Below are 15261 nucleotides of genomic sequence, written 5' to 3'. Positions count from 1 at the left end.
AGTGGCGCGTCAGGTTCAGCAACCACGACAGATGATCAGCTTACGATCGAGTTCTGCATCGAAAACCTGTTGCTCTCGCTCCCACGCCGACAGAACCTCGTTCTGGGGGACGTCGGCTCTTGCAGGCTGCCGATGACCGATCGGCGCGAGCCAGGGTGAGTGCGAGGTCAGAACGGCCGGACTGTTCTGATCGGACGCTGAAGCAGGCGAATGCAGGCCGAACAGGGCAACGCCGGCAACGACTGCTGCGGCAACGCTCGTCAAACGATTCCCGGTTGAGCTGGACATGATGTGACACTCCTTTTCGCGGGCTCGGGATGAGCAACACCGCTTCTGGGGTCACCTTACTCAGCGCTCCAAAACGCTGAATGCCGGGCAGGATCGAAGAGATGCTCGTTCGTCTCATCGATTGGCGAGATGGGCACTCGTCCCGATTTGACCCGCCGTGTCGGTCAGGGGTTAAAGCTGCGTTCGAAGAAATCGACGAAAGCCCGCGCCTTCGCTGTCGCGGCGCGCCCGGTCGGAAACACCGCCCACAAATCGAGTGGCGGAAGGCTCCACTCCGATAGCACCGCGCACACGGCACCCGAGCGTAGTTCGGGGGTGAACATCCATTCCGACGCGATGGTCAGCCCGACATGGGCGAGCACCGCGGCTCTGACGCCTTCGGCCGCGGTCACCTTCAACCTGCTTTGGACCTTGACCGCAGCTTCGGAGCTGTCGCGCCGGAACGACCAGACGCTGCCTTCGCCCTGCAGATAAACAACAGCCTGATGCTTGCTGAGATCGGCCGGCGTTGCGGGGGTGCCAGCGCGCTCGAAGTAGCCGGGCGTACCCAATACCAGTCGCTTGCATCGACCGACGCGACGGACTGTCAGCGCCGAATCCAGCAGCTTTCCCATCCGCAGCGCCACATCGATGCCCTCCTGCACGAGGTCGATCTGGCGGTCATCGAGCACGACCTCCAGGTCGAGCTCCGGATGTTGCGCAAGGAAGTGCGGCAGCAGGGGAATGAGGTGAATGCGGGCAAAGGTGACGGCGGCGCAGACGCGCAATCGTCCCTTCAGCCCGGTGCCGGCGCCGCGCGCGGCGAGCTCCGCCTCATCAGCCTCCTCGATCGCGCGCTTGGCTCGTTCGAAATAGCCAAGCCCCGCTTCGGTCGGGGTCAGTCCGCGCGTCGAGCGCGTGAGCAGCTTGACCCCGAGATAGCTTTCGAGCTGGGCGACCGTCTTCGAGACTGCCGGCTGGCCCACGCGAAGCTGCCGCGCCGCGCCCGAGAAGGATCCCGTTTCGACCACCCTGATGAAGGTCTCCATCGACGCCAGACGGTCCATCTTGATCCTCCCTTATGCTTCCTGGGAATGAGCCCTATTGCCCTGCCCTGTCTGCCATGGCTGCGAAAAATTGGCCATGGCTTCTCGCGACCCCAGCGGGTGCTTGGGCAGGACGGAGACGACCGATGACCCTCTACAGACAATCTTACGCGGACCGCCTTGAGGCCGAGTCATCCGCGTTCCTCGTCAGGCGGAGCACGAAAACCCTTGCCGCCGGGGCGGTCCGGACGCTCAACCTAACTCTTGCCGACGCTCTCTATGCCTACGCCGTGACCGGCAGCGCTTTCGCAACCCTGATGCTGCTCGTCGCGCCGCATCTGGAGATTTTCCTGCGCTGCCTCTTCCACGGCAAGGGATAAGCGCCCAGCGCCTCAGATCACTCAGCCGTGTCGGGACAGAAACGGGAGCTGATACAAGCGGCCGGTCGCGTCGAGGTCCTCGACCTCCCATTCGCCGCCGATGCCATGGATCATCCACGTCAGGATCGCCCAGAGATCGGTATCGACGTCTGCTTCGGTCAGGGGCTCCAGCGCATCAATGAGCGCATAGACCTCGATTCCGTCGGGAAAGGGCTCTCCGCTCCGACCAACGAATACGAGCGAATAGATCATTCCCGAGGGCGCACGGACATAGCCGGGCTTCGACAGGGCGTCCGTATCGAGCGAGAAGCGTCGAACGAAGAATTCCCGAAATTCCGGGTAGTGGCCGACGCGATCCTCCGCAAGCACGAGCGCTCTTCTTTTTCCGTCGAGGCTGGGCTGTTCGATGACTTCAACGTCTGTCATGGCTGCCTCCCGTGAATCCGGTCGAGGAAGTCGTTGATCTTCTTTGCGATCTCAGCCCCCGAATCCTCCTGAAGGAAATGCCGGCCGGTGACCAATTCGGGACCCTCCGCGTGCGGCAATAGCTCCTTGAAGCGCGTCGCGAACGTCTCGTAATCAAACACTTCGTCTTCCCTTCCCCAGACCAGCATTGTCGGAAATTTCGATCTTTTGAGTTCACGCTCGAGCCATTCGAAACGTTTGAAACCTCGTGCGGTCTCATCGAGCGGAATCCAGCGCGGCCAGGTCCAGGTGAGGAGGCGCGATCCCGGATCGGGCAACACGCTCTCATAAGCGCTCTGGGCCTCGTCTTGAAATTTCTTCCTGTCGACCACCGACAGGTACATTCCGCGACCGGCCAACGCATTGTGCTTGCCAAGAAGATAAGGGCCTACAAGCGGCGCGTGCATCATGCGCCAGGGAAATATCCGTTTGTGGAATTCGGCCGGAGGAAGCGGCCAGGCCCAGGTACTCATGATCACGAGCGCGCGGACGCGGTCAGAATTGGAGAGTGCGAAGCCGAGACCGGTCGGACCGCCCCAATCGTGACAAACCATGGTCGCGTTGCGAACGTCGAGCTGCCGCAGCAAGCTCGTGAGATTTGCGATGTGGCCGTCGAGACTGTGCGCCTGTTCGCGGACGGGTTTCTCGGACAGACCAAAGCCGATCATGTCAGGAACGATCACGCGCCGGCCTGCAGCCGTCAGCGGCTTTACGAATTTCCGGTACAGGAATCCCCAGGCGGGATTGCCGTGCAGGAGAACGACGGGGTCGCCGGCTCCCTCATCGATGTAATGCATGCGCCAGCCGTTGACACGCTTGAATCTCGGTTCGTACGGCCATTCCTTATGCACGAAATATCCGGTCGGCACGCGCGACCCTGCTCGGTCCGGCTTCACTGCGTTTCTCCTTGCTGCCGATTCACACCTTGTGGAAAGAAAATCACGGCCTGGCCGTTGAGGCCGGGTAGCTTGACGACGGCACCGAGGCACTTCCCGGTCGCAAAATCGAAGGCCACCACTTCGTCCTGGGTCACGCAGTAGAGCCGGTCTTGAGGCCCAAACCGCAACCCCCGCGGTTTCTGGAATCCCACGTCATTGCGTGGCACGAGCACACGGACGAGATGTCCGTCAGTACGGTCATATTCGCGAATGGTCGCAACCGCATCCGCGGCACCGAACGGATGCTCGCTGCTCACGACGATATTGCCGCCTGGCGCGATCGTAAGGTCAAGCGGACTGAGCTCGGGGTCTCTCACCTTCCATGATGGCAGCATCCTGCGATCGGAATCGAACGCCAGAATGGTGTTGTCGCCTTCACCGCCCGGCCCGATACCGGAGGCAACGAAGAGCGTGCCATCGGGAGCAAACGCGAAGCCGCGCGGAAACGGCACGACCTGCGGCGGCAGGACATATTCGCCTTCGCCGTCGAGTTGGCGTGCAAACGCCATGATGGTGCGCTCGCCGCGCAGGCCGACGTAATAGCGCCCGTCCGGCCCAAAATTGCCGCCGCCCGGGTTCAGTCCCTCCACGGCTCTGCTTGCGCGGACGACCACTCCGTTGCGATCGAGCGCGAGAATCCGATTTGAGCCGCTGTTGACGAACAGCAACCTGTCGACGGGCTCGATCCCAAGCCCACGAGGATCGGCGATGCGCGGATCGTCGCCGAAGACGCCAATCGGCTTGCCGTCGTCGGCGAAGGCGAGAACTTTTCCGTAGCCGGCGCCGTTCGCGCCGGTTGCACTTGTGACGAGGAGCGTCATGGATCTTCTCACCCGCGGCGCTTCAGCGCCACCCGCAACGATTGTCTACGCGCAACATCGTTCGTTCCTGCAATCGAGGTAGCTCTCTTGCCGGGATAAGACCTATTCCAGGCCGGAATGGAAAAGCTGTCATCTCGGCTCTGGATCGCATCAACGGCAGCGGTCAATCTTCACGAGAGATTCCCGGCCAGTTCACGCGGCGTTGGCCTCGAGCCACGCGGCGATGCCGGCGGCAGCGTCGCCGTAGAAGGTGCGATAGAGCTCTTCCGTCACGTAGCCGATGTGCGGCGTTGCCAGCAAGTTGTCCAGCGTTCGGAACGGGTGATCGGCGGGCAAGGGCTCTATATCGAACACGTCGACGGCCGCACCCGCGATCGTGCGGGCCTGCAGCGCCTTGATCAACGCCGCTTGATCAACAATCGGACCGCGCGACGAATTGATCAGCCGCGCCGTGGGCTTCATCAGGGCGAGTTCGGGTGCCCCGATCAGGCCTCTGGTGCGGCCGCTCAGGACGAGATGGACCGTGATGACATCCGCCTCGCGGAATAGTGTCTCCTTGTCGACGAGAGTGGCGCCGGCGGCACTGGCCTTCTCCTGGGTCAGGTTCTGGCTCCAGGCGATCACCTTCATGCCGAAGGCGAGACCGATGCGCGCGACCTCTTTTCCGATATTGCCCAACCCGACGACCCCAAGGCCTTTGCCTCGCAGGTTCGAGCCGAGGCCCGTCTGCCATCCGCCGGCCCTCAGCGAGGCGGCCTCCCGGTCGATGCCTCGCATGCTCGCCAGGATCAGCGACCAGGCGAACTCGATGGTCGGGGTGGAGTCGTAGCCGGTCGGGGTCACCAGGATCCCGCGCTCTGCCGCGGCCTGCGTGTCGATCGAGGCGTTGCGAGGGCCCGTCGATGCGATCAGCTTCAGCCGCGGCAGCTGCTCGAGAATCTCCTTCGTCAGCGGCGTTCGCTCGCGCATCACGCAGACGGCGTCGAACGGGCGCAGCCGGTCTACGACCGCACCAGGATCATCCAGGTGGTCGTTGAACACGGTGATTTCGGCGTGCCGCCGCACTGCCGACCAGTCGGCCAGTTGCAGCGCCACGTTCTGGTAGTCGTCGAGGACCGCAACCCGCATGGGTATTCTCCGTCAGCGTTCGGCAGCAAAGAACCCGGCCAGAGCTTCCGCTACCGCTTTGGGATCGTTTTCCATCGGAATGTGGCCGGCCGATTTGATCCGCACAAGCCTGGTTTCCGGAATCTCGCGTGCGTAGCGTTCGGCATAGTCGATAGTCTGGAATTCGTCGTCCTCGCCCCAGACCAGGAGCTTCGGCATCCTGGATTGGAGCAGCGCCGGCAGCATCTCCATGGTGTAGCGGTGGTCGGCGGCGCCCGCGAGCGCCAGCCATGAGCGGGCAACCCTCGGGTCTGTCCAGGGTTCCAGATATTCGGTGATCTCGGCTTCGCTTGCCGAGCGGCCGAGCGCTTTCAGGACGGACACGCGGCGCGCGGCGAGCACGTCGTCCCGCGTCGTCGCGGCGGCCACAACCGGATCCCGGAAGCGGGCGACGCCGGGCACCGGCCATGAGTCGTACATGATGCCGTTCACTACCGCCGCACGCGGCACCTGCACTGTTCCTGCGAGCATAAGGTGCTGCGCCACGCCTCCGCCGATGTCGTGGCCGGCGACCATGACCGGTCCCTTATGCCCGAGCGCTTCGAGGAAACGCACCAGCCAGGCGGAGAGACGCGGGACCGAAGCCTCGCTCAGGGTGAGCTCACCTCCGGAGCGACCGAAACCGGGGAAATCGACCGCAACCGGGCGAAGGCCCGCGGCGGCGATGCCATCGAGCACAGGCTGCCAGACCCGACTCCAATAGGTGCCATGAAGCAGGAGCACCAAGGACCCCCCCTTGCCGGCGGTCAGATAGCTGATCGGAACGCCACCTACATCGACGGTCTCGCGTCTCGTCATCGGACGATCCTCTTCACATGTTCCTTGCCGAGACCGATGGCTTCATAGTGCCTGGTCGCGTGCTCCAGCTTGGTGAAAACGTCTTCGTATCCCAGCGCCTCGCCGTAGGGATCGACATAGGTGTACCCGCCGGTCACGTGAAAGAGCGTGGCCATTTCCTTGACGTCATCCGGAACCACCAGCGTGTGCGTCTCGCCGGGCGGTTCGAATGCGTAGTCGCCCGGGGTCGCGATCCAGTCGTGCTCGAGGTAGCGCCATCTTCCGCGCAGCGTGAGGGCATGTACCGGTCCGGAATGGCGGTGGCGCGACAGCACGCCAGAGGACCGAACCCGCAGGATATTGATGTAGTAGCCCTGGCTCACGTTGAGGACGAGCGGCCTGAACGCGACCGTGTCCGACTGCGGGACCCATTCGCGCTCGTCCCCGTCAAGCTCCAGCGCGGAGCCGACGAATACATCGGACACCATGCCTGCGGGCTGAGGTTTCTGGTAGGCGATCTTGCTCTGATCGATGGAACGGCGCTCGGGCGCCTGCTGTTGCTGCGATGGAGACTTGGTCGTCATTTTCTCCTCCATGAGGCCATGGGACGTCGGGATATTTCACGCCTCTCCCGTCATGCTGCCGGCACTATGCTGGCGGTCTGACCGAACAGGATCTTCTTGCCTTCCTCGGTGACCGTGGGGCGGCTCGAGTACGGCTCGCCTTTCGCGTAGGCCCGCTGCGTCCCGGGGCGCGCGCGTACCGTGTCGTACCAGCGCCGCAGGTTCGGGAAGTCGTCCAGATTTTGCTGCTGGCGCTTCCAGGGAACAATCCAGGGATAAGCAGCCATGTCGGCGATACTGTAGTCGTCGCCGGCGACGAACGTGCGGTTTTCGAGATGACGGTCGAGGACGCCGTACAGACGGTTCGTCTCCTTCACGTAGCGGTCGATCGCGTAAGGAATTTTGCTCGGCGCGTAGACGCCGAAATGGTGGTTCTGTCCGGCCATCGGTCCCAGCCCGCCCACCTGCCAAAACAACCATTCCTTCACGGTCTTGCGGCTGCGGACGTTCTTCGCCAGGAAGCGGCCGGTCTTCTCGGCGAGGTACAACAGGATGGCGCCCGACTCGAACACGCTGATCGGCTCGCCGCCGTCGGCCGGCGCGGTATCGATGATCGCCGGCATACGATTGTTCGGCGAGATGGCGAGGAAGTCGGGCTTGAACTGATCGCCGGCGCTGATATCGACCGGATGGATCGTGTAGTCCAGTCCCGCTTCCTCCAGGAACATCGTGATCTTGTGGCCGTTGGGCGTAGGCCAGTAGTAAAGGTCGATCATTTCGGTCTCCTCTGCTTGTCCGCCAAGTGCAACGCCGCGGACCCCGCCCCTGCCGGAGGCAAGGAGCGGCCTCGGTCGCGGTCAGGCGGCGGGCTTCAGTTTGCCGGGCGCGTTCCACTCGGCGCCCTTCATGAACGGATCAAGGGGCGTCTGCGCGAGGTGGTTGGTGTAGTTCGAGATCAGCTTGGTCGCGGCGAGGACGAGTACGTCGAGGATGGCGCCATTGCCGAAGCCCGCCGCCTTGAAGGCGGATACGTCGGCCTCGCTGACGACACCGCGATTACGCGTCACTTTGGCTGCAAACTGGCGCAAGGCCTCGGGCTTGGGGTCGGCGATCGGACGCCCTTCGCGGACGGCGGAGATCGCCTCCGGCTCGACCTTGGCCACGCGAGACAGATTCGTGTGGCCGGCCATGCAGTAAGTGCACTCGTTCTCGTAGATGATCGCGATGTAGACAATGTTGCGTTCCTGCGGCGTAAGCCCTGTCTTCTCGGCGATTCCCCACAGGGTGGCATAGGCCTCGAGCGCGGCGGGACTCTCGGCCAGCACGCGGTGCAGGTTCGGAACGAGCCCCCAGGATTTCTGAACGCCGTCCAGAATCCCGATCGAGGCCGCCGGCGCGCTGGCCGTGTCGTGAAGCGTGAAACCGTTGATCATCTCTCGTCTCCTTCGAATGATGTGGCGGTGACAAACTTGGGTATCCGCCGGCGCCGGGGCAGTCGCTTTGGGGCAATATCATTCATTCCTGTCCGGAATGAACGAGACCCCCGGTTTTCGAGCGCCGTGCGACAGCGTCCTGCTGGGCAACGCGTACCACGTCCTGCTTCAGGAGATAGAACGAGACGGCGAGCAGCACGACGTCCTTCATCAGGAACGGGACGTTGCCGGTCATCGCCGGAAATCCAGCCGCGGGATCCCAACCGTCAGGCATGAAGGGGATGATCGTGACGGTCGCGATGAAGGTCGCGGTCGAGCCGGCGGCACCGAGAATTCCGAGCCGCTTGTCCCAGAACCCTGCAAGCAGCAGGGCGCCGAACGTCCATTCGGAGACTCCGAGAAACCAGCTTGCACCTTGATGGCCGAACACGGGGTACAGCCACCAGATCAGCGGACCATTGCTGATGAAGGGCACGAGCCGCTCCGCCTCATACGGCCACCACTTCTGGTAACCGAAGAAGAAGAACATGATCACCATCGATGCGCGGACCAGATGGTAGTCGAGATCCTCGGTGAGCACGCCGGACCGGCGCAGGATCAGGACGAACGGGCTGACTGCTGTGTTGAGAATCGCGTTCATTATCGTAACTCCTTGTGTCGAGCGTCGACATGCCGTCGCTTCACGCGACCGCGGGGAAGTCGATTTCATTGTCGGACCACGCCGCCCGCGCCGCGAAGCGAGGGCGGCCTTTTGATGCCGGTCAGGCGGCCGGCTTGAGCTTGCCAGGCGGCGTCCATTCGGCGCCTTTCATGAACGAATCGTTCGGCGTCTCGGCGAGGTGGTTGGTATAATTTGAGATCAGCTTGGTCGCGGCGAGGACGAGCACGTCGAGCACAGCACGGTTATCGTAGCCCGCAGCCTTGAAGGCTGCGACATCGGCCTGGCTCACCACGCCGCGCTGGCGGGTGACTTTTGCGGCGAACTGGCGCAGCGCCTCGAGCTTCGCGTCAGAAATGGCGCGGCCTTCACGGACGGCAGCGATCACGGCATTGTCGACCTTCGCCATGCGCGAGAGGTTGGTGTGACCCGCCATGCAATAGGTGCACTCGTTCTCGTAGATGATGGCGAGATAGACGATGTTGCGCTCCTGCGGCGTGAAACCCGTCTTCTCGGCAATGCCCCAGAGCGTGCTGTAGGCCTCGAGCGCCGCCGGGCTCTCGGCGAGGATGCGGTGCAGGTTGGGCACGAAGCCCCAGGCCTTTTGTACGCCGTTCAGGATCTCGGCCGAGGCAGCCGGCGCGGTGGCAGTCTCGTGAAGCGTGAATCCGTTGATCATTTCTCTTCTCCTCTCTTGAGCACCAAAACCATGGCCGCACCATCATCCATTCCCCGCCGCGGCGGCAGGCGCGACGGAGCGATATCATCCATTCCGATCAGGAATGGAGCTCTTGGCGACAGATCGGCCCGACGATTTCGAAGAGATCCCTTTCCGGGAAGCGATGATCCTGCCGTCTGATCCGGGCCGAGAGGTTGATTGACGAGAGTGATCATGCGAGGTGCGAGGACCGCTCATGAAACAGTCCTCTTGATCGCGCTCCCTTTCCTTTCCTCGCGCGGTGCTCGCCGTCCTTCGCTCCCTCTCTGTCCAGCACGAGTCACGGCAGGCGGCAGAAGCCTGTTGCCGATCAGAAACTGCAGCGCGTTCCGGAAGGCGTCCTCGGTGTCAATCGTCTTTGTGAACCCAGCCTGACGCAGCTTGATGGTACTCACGAAGGCCCGAGGTCCTTCCGGGGCGCCGTAGGCGAACGCGAAGTCCGCGTGCTGGTCCCCCTGGCCAACCAGCTCCCGTAAGCTCCGCGAGCGAAGATCGTACTTCGCGACGATCTGGTCCCAGACATCCGCGTTTTCAGCGAGGTATGCTGCCACGCTCATTGGCATGTCAGGCCCGGTTTCGACACCGAGGGTTTCGGCCAGGGCCGGCCACACATTGCGCCATTCGAACACGTCGCCGTTGGTGATGTTGAACGCCTCGTTCGCCGCCTTGGGCGAGTGCGCAGACCAGACCATCACGTCGGCCACGAGGTCTGCATCGGCGGCTTCCCAGACGAACGACGGACCGCCAGGAAATCCGAACGGTTCGCCCTTCTCGCGACGGATCGCTGCGTAGACACCGATGGCAGGGAGAACGTTCAAAGCGCCTGGGGTGGGACCTGTGACGAGCTGCGGACGCAGTGCCGTGTAGTTGAAGCCGTGCTGGGCGCCCCTCTCACGCACATAGGCTTCCTGGTCGAAAAAGAAGTTCGGGTGGTCCGTACGGGCATCGCGTTCGCGGGCCGGGATAGGGATCGGGTGCAGGTGCACGCCGTAGACCTTCGTTCCCTGCAGGATGCTGATATGCTGGAAATTGGACGCGGTGCGCACGATGGGTTCCACGACGTTGCGCAGCATGGCATTGTTGGTCTCGATCTGTTCCTTGCTCGACCAGCCAGCGACCAGCTCGGGCTTCTCGTGCAGGGCCGTGTAGGCGATGTGCGTGATGTCAGTCAGCGGCTCGAACGCGGCGCGGGCCGTCTCCTCGTCCTGCAGATCGACCGACAGAAACTCAACATCCCGGCCGCTCGGCAGCTCGGGCTTGCGGCGTGAGACGCCGACCACCTCCCAGCCGGCGGAGAGAAACTTCTCGATCGCGGCGACCCCCAGCAGGCCACTTGCACCCGTGACCAGCACCTTGTTTGGAACGATCTTGCTTTGATTGGTCGCGTTCATGACTCCAAGACCTCGTTGTTTGCTGAGGTGAGCTTCCTTTTCAGAAGGGCGATGATTCTGATGTCCGATCCGAGCCGATAAGTTGGTGGACGAGAGTGATCGTGCCGGGATTGCTGCATGATGCATTCCTCTTAATCGCGCTGCCTCTTCTCTCCTTGCGCGGTGCTAGCCCTCGTTCGCTCCCTCTTCGTCCCGCGCGCGACGATGTGCGTTCTCCCGCAAAATGAGTAAGCCCGAAGAACCCGATCGGAGGCGCAAGCGTCGCGCGGTTCTCCCTCGAAGGCGAATTAAACGTTATAAGAAGTTGTTAAGTCTGACGGGCGCACGAGAGCCAGTCTATAGATGGGGGAGCCGAGACGAGTTGCAGGCCCCGAGGCGTCAGATATCGCGGCGATTGCGCAAGATGATCAATTCGATGATGACATCGTTATGAGGCGTGAAATAAAACGCCAGGACGAGCGGGTCTGGCAAACCGCGTTTGTCGAAATTTCCATCAACATCGGCCGTCACAATAAAGTTGCCGTAGTGCCTCACGATTTTCGTAACCGCGATCGTCAGTTTTTCGCCGATGATGTCCCGTTCTGCCCAGTCCCTGATCGCCGCTTTGCCCCAGTAGTCCCGCAGCTGATCGTTGACAAGCGCGTCGTCGGCAAATGTGACCATCAACCGCTCCAGGTCGGAGCTGTTCGTGGCCTCGACAAAGGCTGCAATCAGGGGCGGAAGCCCAGTTGAAGCATTGGTCGAAGAACAGGGGCTTGGCATGCGGATCAACGGCCATGGCGAATTGACGGCATTTCGACAACATGCCCCAGTTAGTGAACCTTGGCTCCTTGTATCATGTAAAAAATTGTAAAATCAGCAAGAGCGGCTGTTCGGGCGCACCGACTCCGTGGCAGCCGCAAACCGCTTCTGGCACATCCCGCAAGGGCATCATCGGCACGCCTTGGTGCGACTTACGATCGTGACTGCAAATCTTCCAGGAGCGCGCGCGCCTGCTTGAGGTCTTCAGTCTGAAACCCTTCCGTGAAGCGGTCGTGGACGAGAGCAAGCTCATGACGTGCCTGATCCCGCTGTCCGCCTTCGGCGAGCAACCGCGCCAAGGTCATCGTCGACCTCAGCTCCAGGGCGAGCGCAGATTGGACGCGCGCGACTTCGATCGCTTCGGCCAGGCAACCCATGGCCGACGCCCGGCCATGCCGCGGCATGGCTGCAAGAATCTGCGCCTTGATCCGCAGAAGTTCGGGCATGTCGTACGTCGATCCGCAATCTGTCGCGCGCGCGATTGCGCCATTGACCGTGAGGAGGGCCTCCTCCACTTGCCCGGTCATGCGCAGACCTTCGGCCAGCGTTCCCGCAAAGAGCGTAAGCAGGATATTCAGCTTTTTAGCGGACAGGGTCTCCAGCGCACTCCGTAGCAAGTCGACGCCGGGCCCCACTTCGTCGCGGGCAATGGCAAGGGCTCCCTTCAGTCCGAGGCCGGCGGCGCGGTACGGCTCGATCGAGTGACGTCTCGCATATTCGATGAGTCGTTCGACGTAGTCGCCGGCAGTCCGGAAGTCGCCGCTCCAAAGAAAGACCGGCGAACCGTAAGCCAGCGCTACGCATATCGAAAGCGGGTTATCCCGGCTCGCCGCCCCGTCGACGGCGTTCCTTGCGATACCGCACGCCTGGTCGGAAAAGCCGCGCAGCCACAGAGTGCGGGCGAGACTGATGGGAGCGTAGATGCGATGATCAAACCCGAAGAAGTTCGGGATGACCGTGCCAGGCTCGGCTGCGCGAGCCATGCCTCGCTCACCGTAGAATTGGGCCGCGGCCTGGTCTCCCATAAAATGGTAGCAAGTGCCCAGCATGAAATCCGCGACTACCAGGCCCGCCGGATCTTGGGCGCCCTCCACGGGCGTTGCGCTCTGCTGCGCCGCCGCGAGCGCGGCACGGAAATCGCCGAGCCGCATGAGAAGCCGATACAAACCGTAGAGAAGCTGCAGTTGGTGACGCCGGTCGCCGAACGCCTCCTCAAGCGCAAGTCCGCGCTCGATCGCGGCGCGAACCTGGTCGGCGTTTCCGCTTATATACATCGATGATAACGCGAGGGCCTCCTGAAGGATCATCTCCTGTCTGGTGCCACGGGCTGCGTCATCGAGGCAGGCGAGCGCCCGTTCGCACCACCGGTCGCACTCCTCAAGCAGTGACAATCCGATGAACAGGGGCGCCGCCGAGGTAGCGAGTTCCACGCCAACGGCGACGTCGCCATTGGCAGAGAATGCCCATTCGAGCGCCGCCCGCACATTGCCAATGTGCGAGGTGTATCCCGAAAGGTCCTGCTCGCCGAACCTCGATTGAACGATCTCATCGTGTTGGAGAAATTTGGAAAAAAAGCTCACGTGCCGCCGGGCGACGCGATTCGCCTCGCCCCGCTCGGCGAGCTTTGCTCCGGCATAGGCGCGCGTCGTGTCGAGCAACCGATAATATGTGGGTCCGTGTACCGGGACAGATGTTATCAGCGATTTCGCAAGCAAGCTTTCGAGGGTCTCTATAGCAGTTGCCTCGTCTGTCTCCGTCTCGGACGCGAGAAAGCAGGCGGCCTCAAGCGTGAAATCCCCTACGAAGACCGAGAGCCTGCTAAGAACAACCCTTTCCTTCTCCGAAAGCAGATTGTAACTCCAATCGAGCATCGCGTTCAGGGTCTGGTGCCGAGGCAGCGCGGTTCGGCGTCCGTGCCAGAGCAAGCTGAAGCGATTGTCGAGCAGCTCCGCGACTCCACGAATCCCAAGAGACCCGGCTCGACTCGCGGCGAGCTCGATGGCTAGTGCGATTCCATCAAGCCGGCGGCAGATCGTGGCGACGATCGGCGCATCGATATCACTCAACGCAGCACAGTAGCCGCCGGCTGCCGCCCGCTCCACGAACAGCTGAGCAGCCGGATACCTCAGTGCTTCCGCAGCAGTTAGCTTGCGATGCTCGGGCGGACAATCAAGTGAATACAATAGATGGACGCGCTCACCTTCGACCCGGAGCGCTTCGCGGCTGGTCGCGAGGATATGCGCTTGTGGTGCTTCGCTGACAACCCGTTCGGCCAACACCGCTGCCGAGTCGATCACGTGCTCGCAATTGTCGAGAATGAGGAGGATCTTCTTGTCGCCGAGAAACGCCACAAGACTGCCGAACGGGTCTTGGGTCTGGACCATAAACCCGAGCGCCGAGGCGACCGCCGTTGGGACGAGTTGGGGATTGGTCAACGCGCTCAGATCGACAAAGGACACCGCGCCGCTGAAACCGTTCAGTAATGCGTGCGCAACGGAAATGGCGACGGTCGTCTTGCCTATGCCGCCTGGGCCGACGATGCTCACGAAGCGCCCGATGGTGAGCTGCTCCGATACCGCTCGAACGGCTTCATCTCGACCGACCATCCGTGCCAATCGCGGCGGTAGCTTCCTTGGTCGCTCGCCGTCAGCGTTTCCTTCGGCCGGAATCGACGGCCCTGCCGAGCGTGTGACGGGCGCGACAAAACAATAACCGCGACCGGCAACGTTCGATATGTAACGGGCGCCGCCCTCTCCGTCACCCAGGGCTTTCCGCAGGGTGGCAATCTGAACGCGGAGATTGGCCTCATCCACCGTTACATTTGGCCACGCAATCGAGATCAGTTCCCTGTAACTGACGACCTCGCCAGCCCGCTCCGCCAGCGTGATCAGAACATCGAGCGCGCGTCCGCCTAGCGGTATCGGCTCATCAGCCCTTTTGAGCAGCCTGCCGGCCACCAACAGACTGAACGGGCCAAAGGAAAGGGCGTCCTTGGCCTGGAAATCACGACGACCATTCATTCAAGTGTTCCGCGCTCTTGGAGAGACATAGCGGATTCTCTGCGAAGCGGAACTTTGATTAGGGAAGCCGATGCTTCTTCGCACCGAACCCGCGCGCATTCTCCCGCGCGATGCTTAATCCGGGCGAGCAGGCTGTCAACGGCTCCCACTCATCCGCGGCAGCACCCGGACCACGAACCGAGATCGCATTGGGAACAACGGAGTACAGCATAGGACGATGACGTGCAGTCGACAAGTTTGCGCTCGGCGCGGGAGCCGGCAGGGTATTCCGTGCAGGAATAGGTGTTATTGCGAGGATAGGTCTGCCGGGGTCGTGCCGTGCCCCGCACGGCACCTAGTTGCTCACACCCAGCGACAGCCATCTGCGCCGCTCTTCAGCGGTCAGGAGACGCTGGTGCCCGGAAGACATGCGGTCCACGATTAGGGGGCCTCATTTTTCACAAGCTGACTTTCGATAACGGCTCTTTGCAAGAGTTGCGGCCGGGCAAAAATCGGGATCACAAATTTCCAGACTGCCGGGTGAGATCACGCTTCTCGGCGCACATTTCATTCCAAGAAGCCTTGCTACTTATTCGTCGCATTCGGAGCGAATTCGCCACTCACTCCGTTTCGACTGCGCATCGTCTTTCTCGCATCCAGATCTTAACGGGCTTGATCCTGCTGTACGCGCCGTCCTCACAAGGTTAGCGGCGGTCGAAATGTTCGTGAGATCAACAACACACCAAAAAGTGGGATCTGGAGAAGCCAGGCGTCGTCAAGCCCGGCTGGAAGAAGTCGCGATGAACGAAATGCTCAACATGCCCCTGACGGGTGCAC

General features: G+C 62.1%; 16 protein-coding genes. 1 reads left to right on the top strand and 15 read right to left on the bottom strand.

Going from position 1 to position 15261, the window contains the following annotated elements:
• Positions 1-15: 15 nt before the first annotated feature.
• Positions 16-288 (bottom strand): hypothetical protein, encoded by a 273-nt coding sequence (locus V1289_RS34800; protein ID WP_334402900.1) that lies wholly within the window; start codon positions 286-288, stop codon positions 16-18.
• A 164-nt stretch (positions 289-452) separates the two neighbouring features.
• On the bottom strand, positions 453-1334 hold the full coding sequence (locus V1289_RS34795; RefSeq protein WP_334402897.1) for a LysR family transcriptional regulator: 882 nt from the start codon (positions 1332-1334) through the stop codon (positions 453-455).
• A gap of 125 nt (positions 1335-1459) precedes the next feature.
• Here V1289_RS34795 and V1289_RS34790 point away from each other — a divergent pair, with 125 nt between their 5' ends.
• Positions 1460-1693, top strand: coding sequence for a hypothetical protein (locus V1289_RS34790; protein WP_309183131.1), 234 nt, complete (start codon positions 1460-1462; stop codon positions 1691-1693).
• A 21-nt stretch (positions 1694-1714) separates the two neighbouring features.
• Here the strand turns inward: V1289_RS34790 and V1289_RS34785 are convergent, their stop codons facing one another.
• The 13 genes from V1289_RS34785 to V1289_RS34725 all read right to left on the bottom strand — a co-directional run bounded on the left by V1289_RS34785 (position 1715) and on the right by V1289_RS34725 (position 14445).
• Positions 1715-2119 carry a hypothetical protein gene (locus tag V1289_RS34785; RefSeq protein ID WP_334402894.1) on the bottom strand — a complete coding sequence of 135 codons (405 nt, stop codon included), beginning with the start codon at positions 2117-2119 and terminating at the stop codon, positions 1715-1717.
• A complete protein-coding gene (locus V1289_RS34780) occupies positions 2116-3054 on the bottom strand; it encodes an alpha/beta fold hydrolase (RefSeq protein WP_334402892.1) in 939 nt (312 codons plus the stop codon). The genes V1289_RS34785 and V1289_RS34780 overlap by 4 nt, the downstream gene beginning before the upstream one ends.
• The gene (locus V1289_RS34775) at positions 3051-3917 is read right to left on the bottom strand and encodes a hypothetical protein (RefSeq protein WP_334402889.1); all 867 of its coding nucleotides are present in this window, start codon (positions 3915-3917) and stop codon (positions 3051-3053) included. Before V1289_RS34775 ends, V1289_RS34780 begins: the two co-directional genes overlap by 4 nt.
• A gap of 192 nt (positions 3918-4109) precedes the next feature.
• Entirely contained in the window at positions 4110-5045 is a 936-nt protein-coding gene (locus V1289_RS34770; RefSeq protein WP_334402887.1) for a D-2-hydroxyacid dehydrogenase family protein, read from the bottom strand.
• Positions 5046-5057: 12 nt separating this feature from the next.
• Positions 5058-5882: an alpha/beta fold hydrolase gene (locus tag V1289_RS34765; protein ID WP_334402886.1), complete on the bottom strand. Its 825-nt coding sequence runs from the start codon at positions 5880-5882 to the stop codon at positions 5058-5060.
• The gene (locus tag V1289_RS34760) at positions 5879-6349 is read right to left on the bottom strand and encodes a 2,4'-dihydroxyacetophenone dioxygenase family protein (protein WP_143205855.1); all 471 of its coding nucleotides are present in this window, start codon (positions 6347-6349) and stop codon (positions 5879-5881) included. The genes V1289_RS34765 and V1289_RS34760 overlap by 4 nt, the downstream gene beginning before the upstream one ends.
• A 146-nt stretch (positions 6350-6495) precedes the next feature.
• The gene (locus V1289_RS34755) at positions 6496-7200 is read right to left on the bottom strand and encodes a glutathione binding-like protein (RefSeq protein ID WP_334402885.1); all 705 of its coding nucleotides are present in this window, start codon (positions 7198-7200) and stop codon (positions 6496-6498) included.
• Between the two features lie 81 nt (positions 7201-7281).
• On the bottom strand, positions 7282-7857 hold the full coding sequence (locus tag V1289_RS34750; protein WP_334402884.1) for a carboxymuconolactone decarboxylase family protein: 576 nt from the start codon (positions 7855-7857) through the stop codon (positions 7282-7284).
• An 82-nt stretch (positions 7858-7939) separates the two neighbouring features.
• Complete coding sequence (locus V1289_RS34745) at positions 7940-8497, bottom strand: YkgB family protein (protein WP_309183123.1); 558 nt, start codon at positions 8495-8497, stop codon at positions 7940-7942.
• 121 nt (positions 8498-8618) lie between these two features.
• Positions 8619-9194: a carboxymuconolactone decarboxylase family protein gene (locus V1289_RS34740; protein WP_334402880.1), complete on the bottom strand. Its 576-nt coding sequence runs from the start codon at positions 9192-9194 to the stop codon at positions 8619-8621.
• 233 nt (positions 9195-9427) lie between these two features.
• On the bottom strand, positions 9428-10624 hold the full coding sequence (locus tag V1289_RS34735) for an SDR family oxidoreductase (RefSeq protein WP_334402877.1): 1197 nt from the start codon (positions 10622-10624) through the stop codon (positions 9428-9430).
• 378 nt (positions 10625-11002) lie between these two features.
• The gene (locus tag V1289_RS34730; protein ID WP_334402874.1) at positions 11003-11287 is read right to left on the bottom strand and encodes a hypothetical protein; all 285 of its coding nucleotides are present in this window, start codon (positions 11285-11287) and stop codon (positions 11003-11005) included.
• 290 nt (positions 11288-11577) lie between these two features.
• The gene (locus tag V1289_RS34725) at positions 11578-14445 is read right to left on the bottom strand and encodes an ATP-binding protein (protein WP_334402872.1); all 2868 of its coding nucleotides are present in this window, start codon (positions 14443-14445) and stop codon (positions 11578-11580) included.
• Between the last annotated feature and the right edge of the window lie 816 nt (positions 14446-15261).

Origin of the sequence: Bradyrhizobium sp. AZCC 2289, assembly GCF_036924615.1 — a bacterium.
Taxonomy (GTDB): Bacteria; Pseudomonadota; Alphaproteobacteria; order Rhizobiales; family Xanthobacteraceae; genus Bradyrhizobium.
The sequence above is the reverse complement of the archived record's forward strand: the minus strand, read 5'-3'. Positions and strand labels throughout refer to the sequence as shown.

Coding starts and splice junctions, on each gene's coding strand:
- V1289_RS34800 (WP_334402900.1), bottom strand. CDS start 288: ATGTCCAGCTCAACCGGGAATCGTTTGACGAGCGTTGCCGCAGCAGTC.
- V1289_RS34795 (WP_334402897.1), bottom strand. CDS start 1,334: ATGGACCGTCTGGCGTCGATGGAGACCTTCATCAGGGTGGTCGAAACG.
- V1289_RS34790 (WP_309183131.1), top strand. CDS start 1,460: ATGACCCTCTACAGACAATCTTACGCGGACCGCCTTGAGGCCGAGTCA.
- V1289_RS34785 (WP_334402894.1), bottom strand. CDS start 2,119: ATGACAGACGTTGAAGTCATCGAACAGCCCAGCCTCGACGGAAAAAGA.
- V1289_RS34775 (WP_334402889.1), bottom strand. CDS start 3,917: ATGACGCTCCTCGTCACAAGTGCAACCGGCGCGAACGGCGCCGGCTAC.
- V1289_RS34770 (WP_334402887.1), bottom strand. CDS start 5,045: ATGCGGGTTGCGGTCCTCGACGACTACCAGAACGTGGCGCTGCAACTG.
- V1289_RS34765 (WP_334402886.1), bottom strand. CDS start 5,882: ATGACGAGACGCGAGACCGTCGATGTAGGTGGCGTTCCGATCAGCTAT.
- V1289_RS34760 (WP_143205855.1), bottom strand. CDS start 6,349: ATGGTGTCCGATGTATTCGTCGGCTCCGCGCTGGAGCTTGACGGGGAC.
- V1289_RS34755 (WP_334402885.1), bottom strand. CDS start 7,200: ATGATCGACCTTTACTACTGGCCTACGCCCAACGGCCACAAGATCACG.
- V1289_RS34750 (WP_334402884.1), bottom strand. CDS start 7,857: ATGATCAACGGTTTCACGCTTCACGACACGGCCAGCGCGCCGGCGGCC.
- V1289_RS34745 (WP_309183123.1), bottom strand. CDS start 8,497: ATGAACGCGATTCTCAACACAGCAGTCAGCCCGTTCGTCCTGATCCTG.
- V1289_RS34740 (WP_334402880.1), bottom strand. CDS start 9,194: ATGATCAACGGATTCACGCTTCACGAGACTGCCACCGCGCCGGCTGCC.
- V1289_RS34735 (WP_334402877.1), bottom strand. CDS start 10,624: ATGAACGCGACCAATCAAAGCAAGATCGTTCCAAACAAGGTGCTGGTC.
- V1289_RS34730 (WP_334402874.1), bottom strand. CDS start 11,287: ATGGTCACATTTGCCGACGACGCGCTTGTCAACGATCAGCTGCGGGAC.
- V1289_RS34725 (WP_334402872.1), bottom strand. CDS start 14,445: ATGAATGGTCGTCGTGATTTCCAGGCCAAGGACGCCCTTTCCTTTGGC.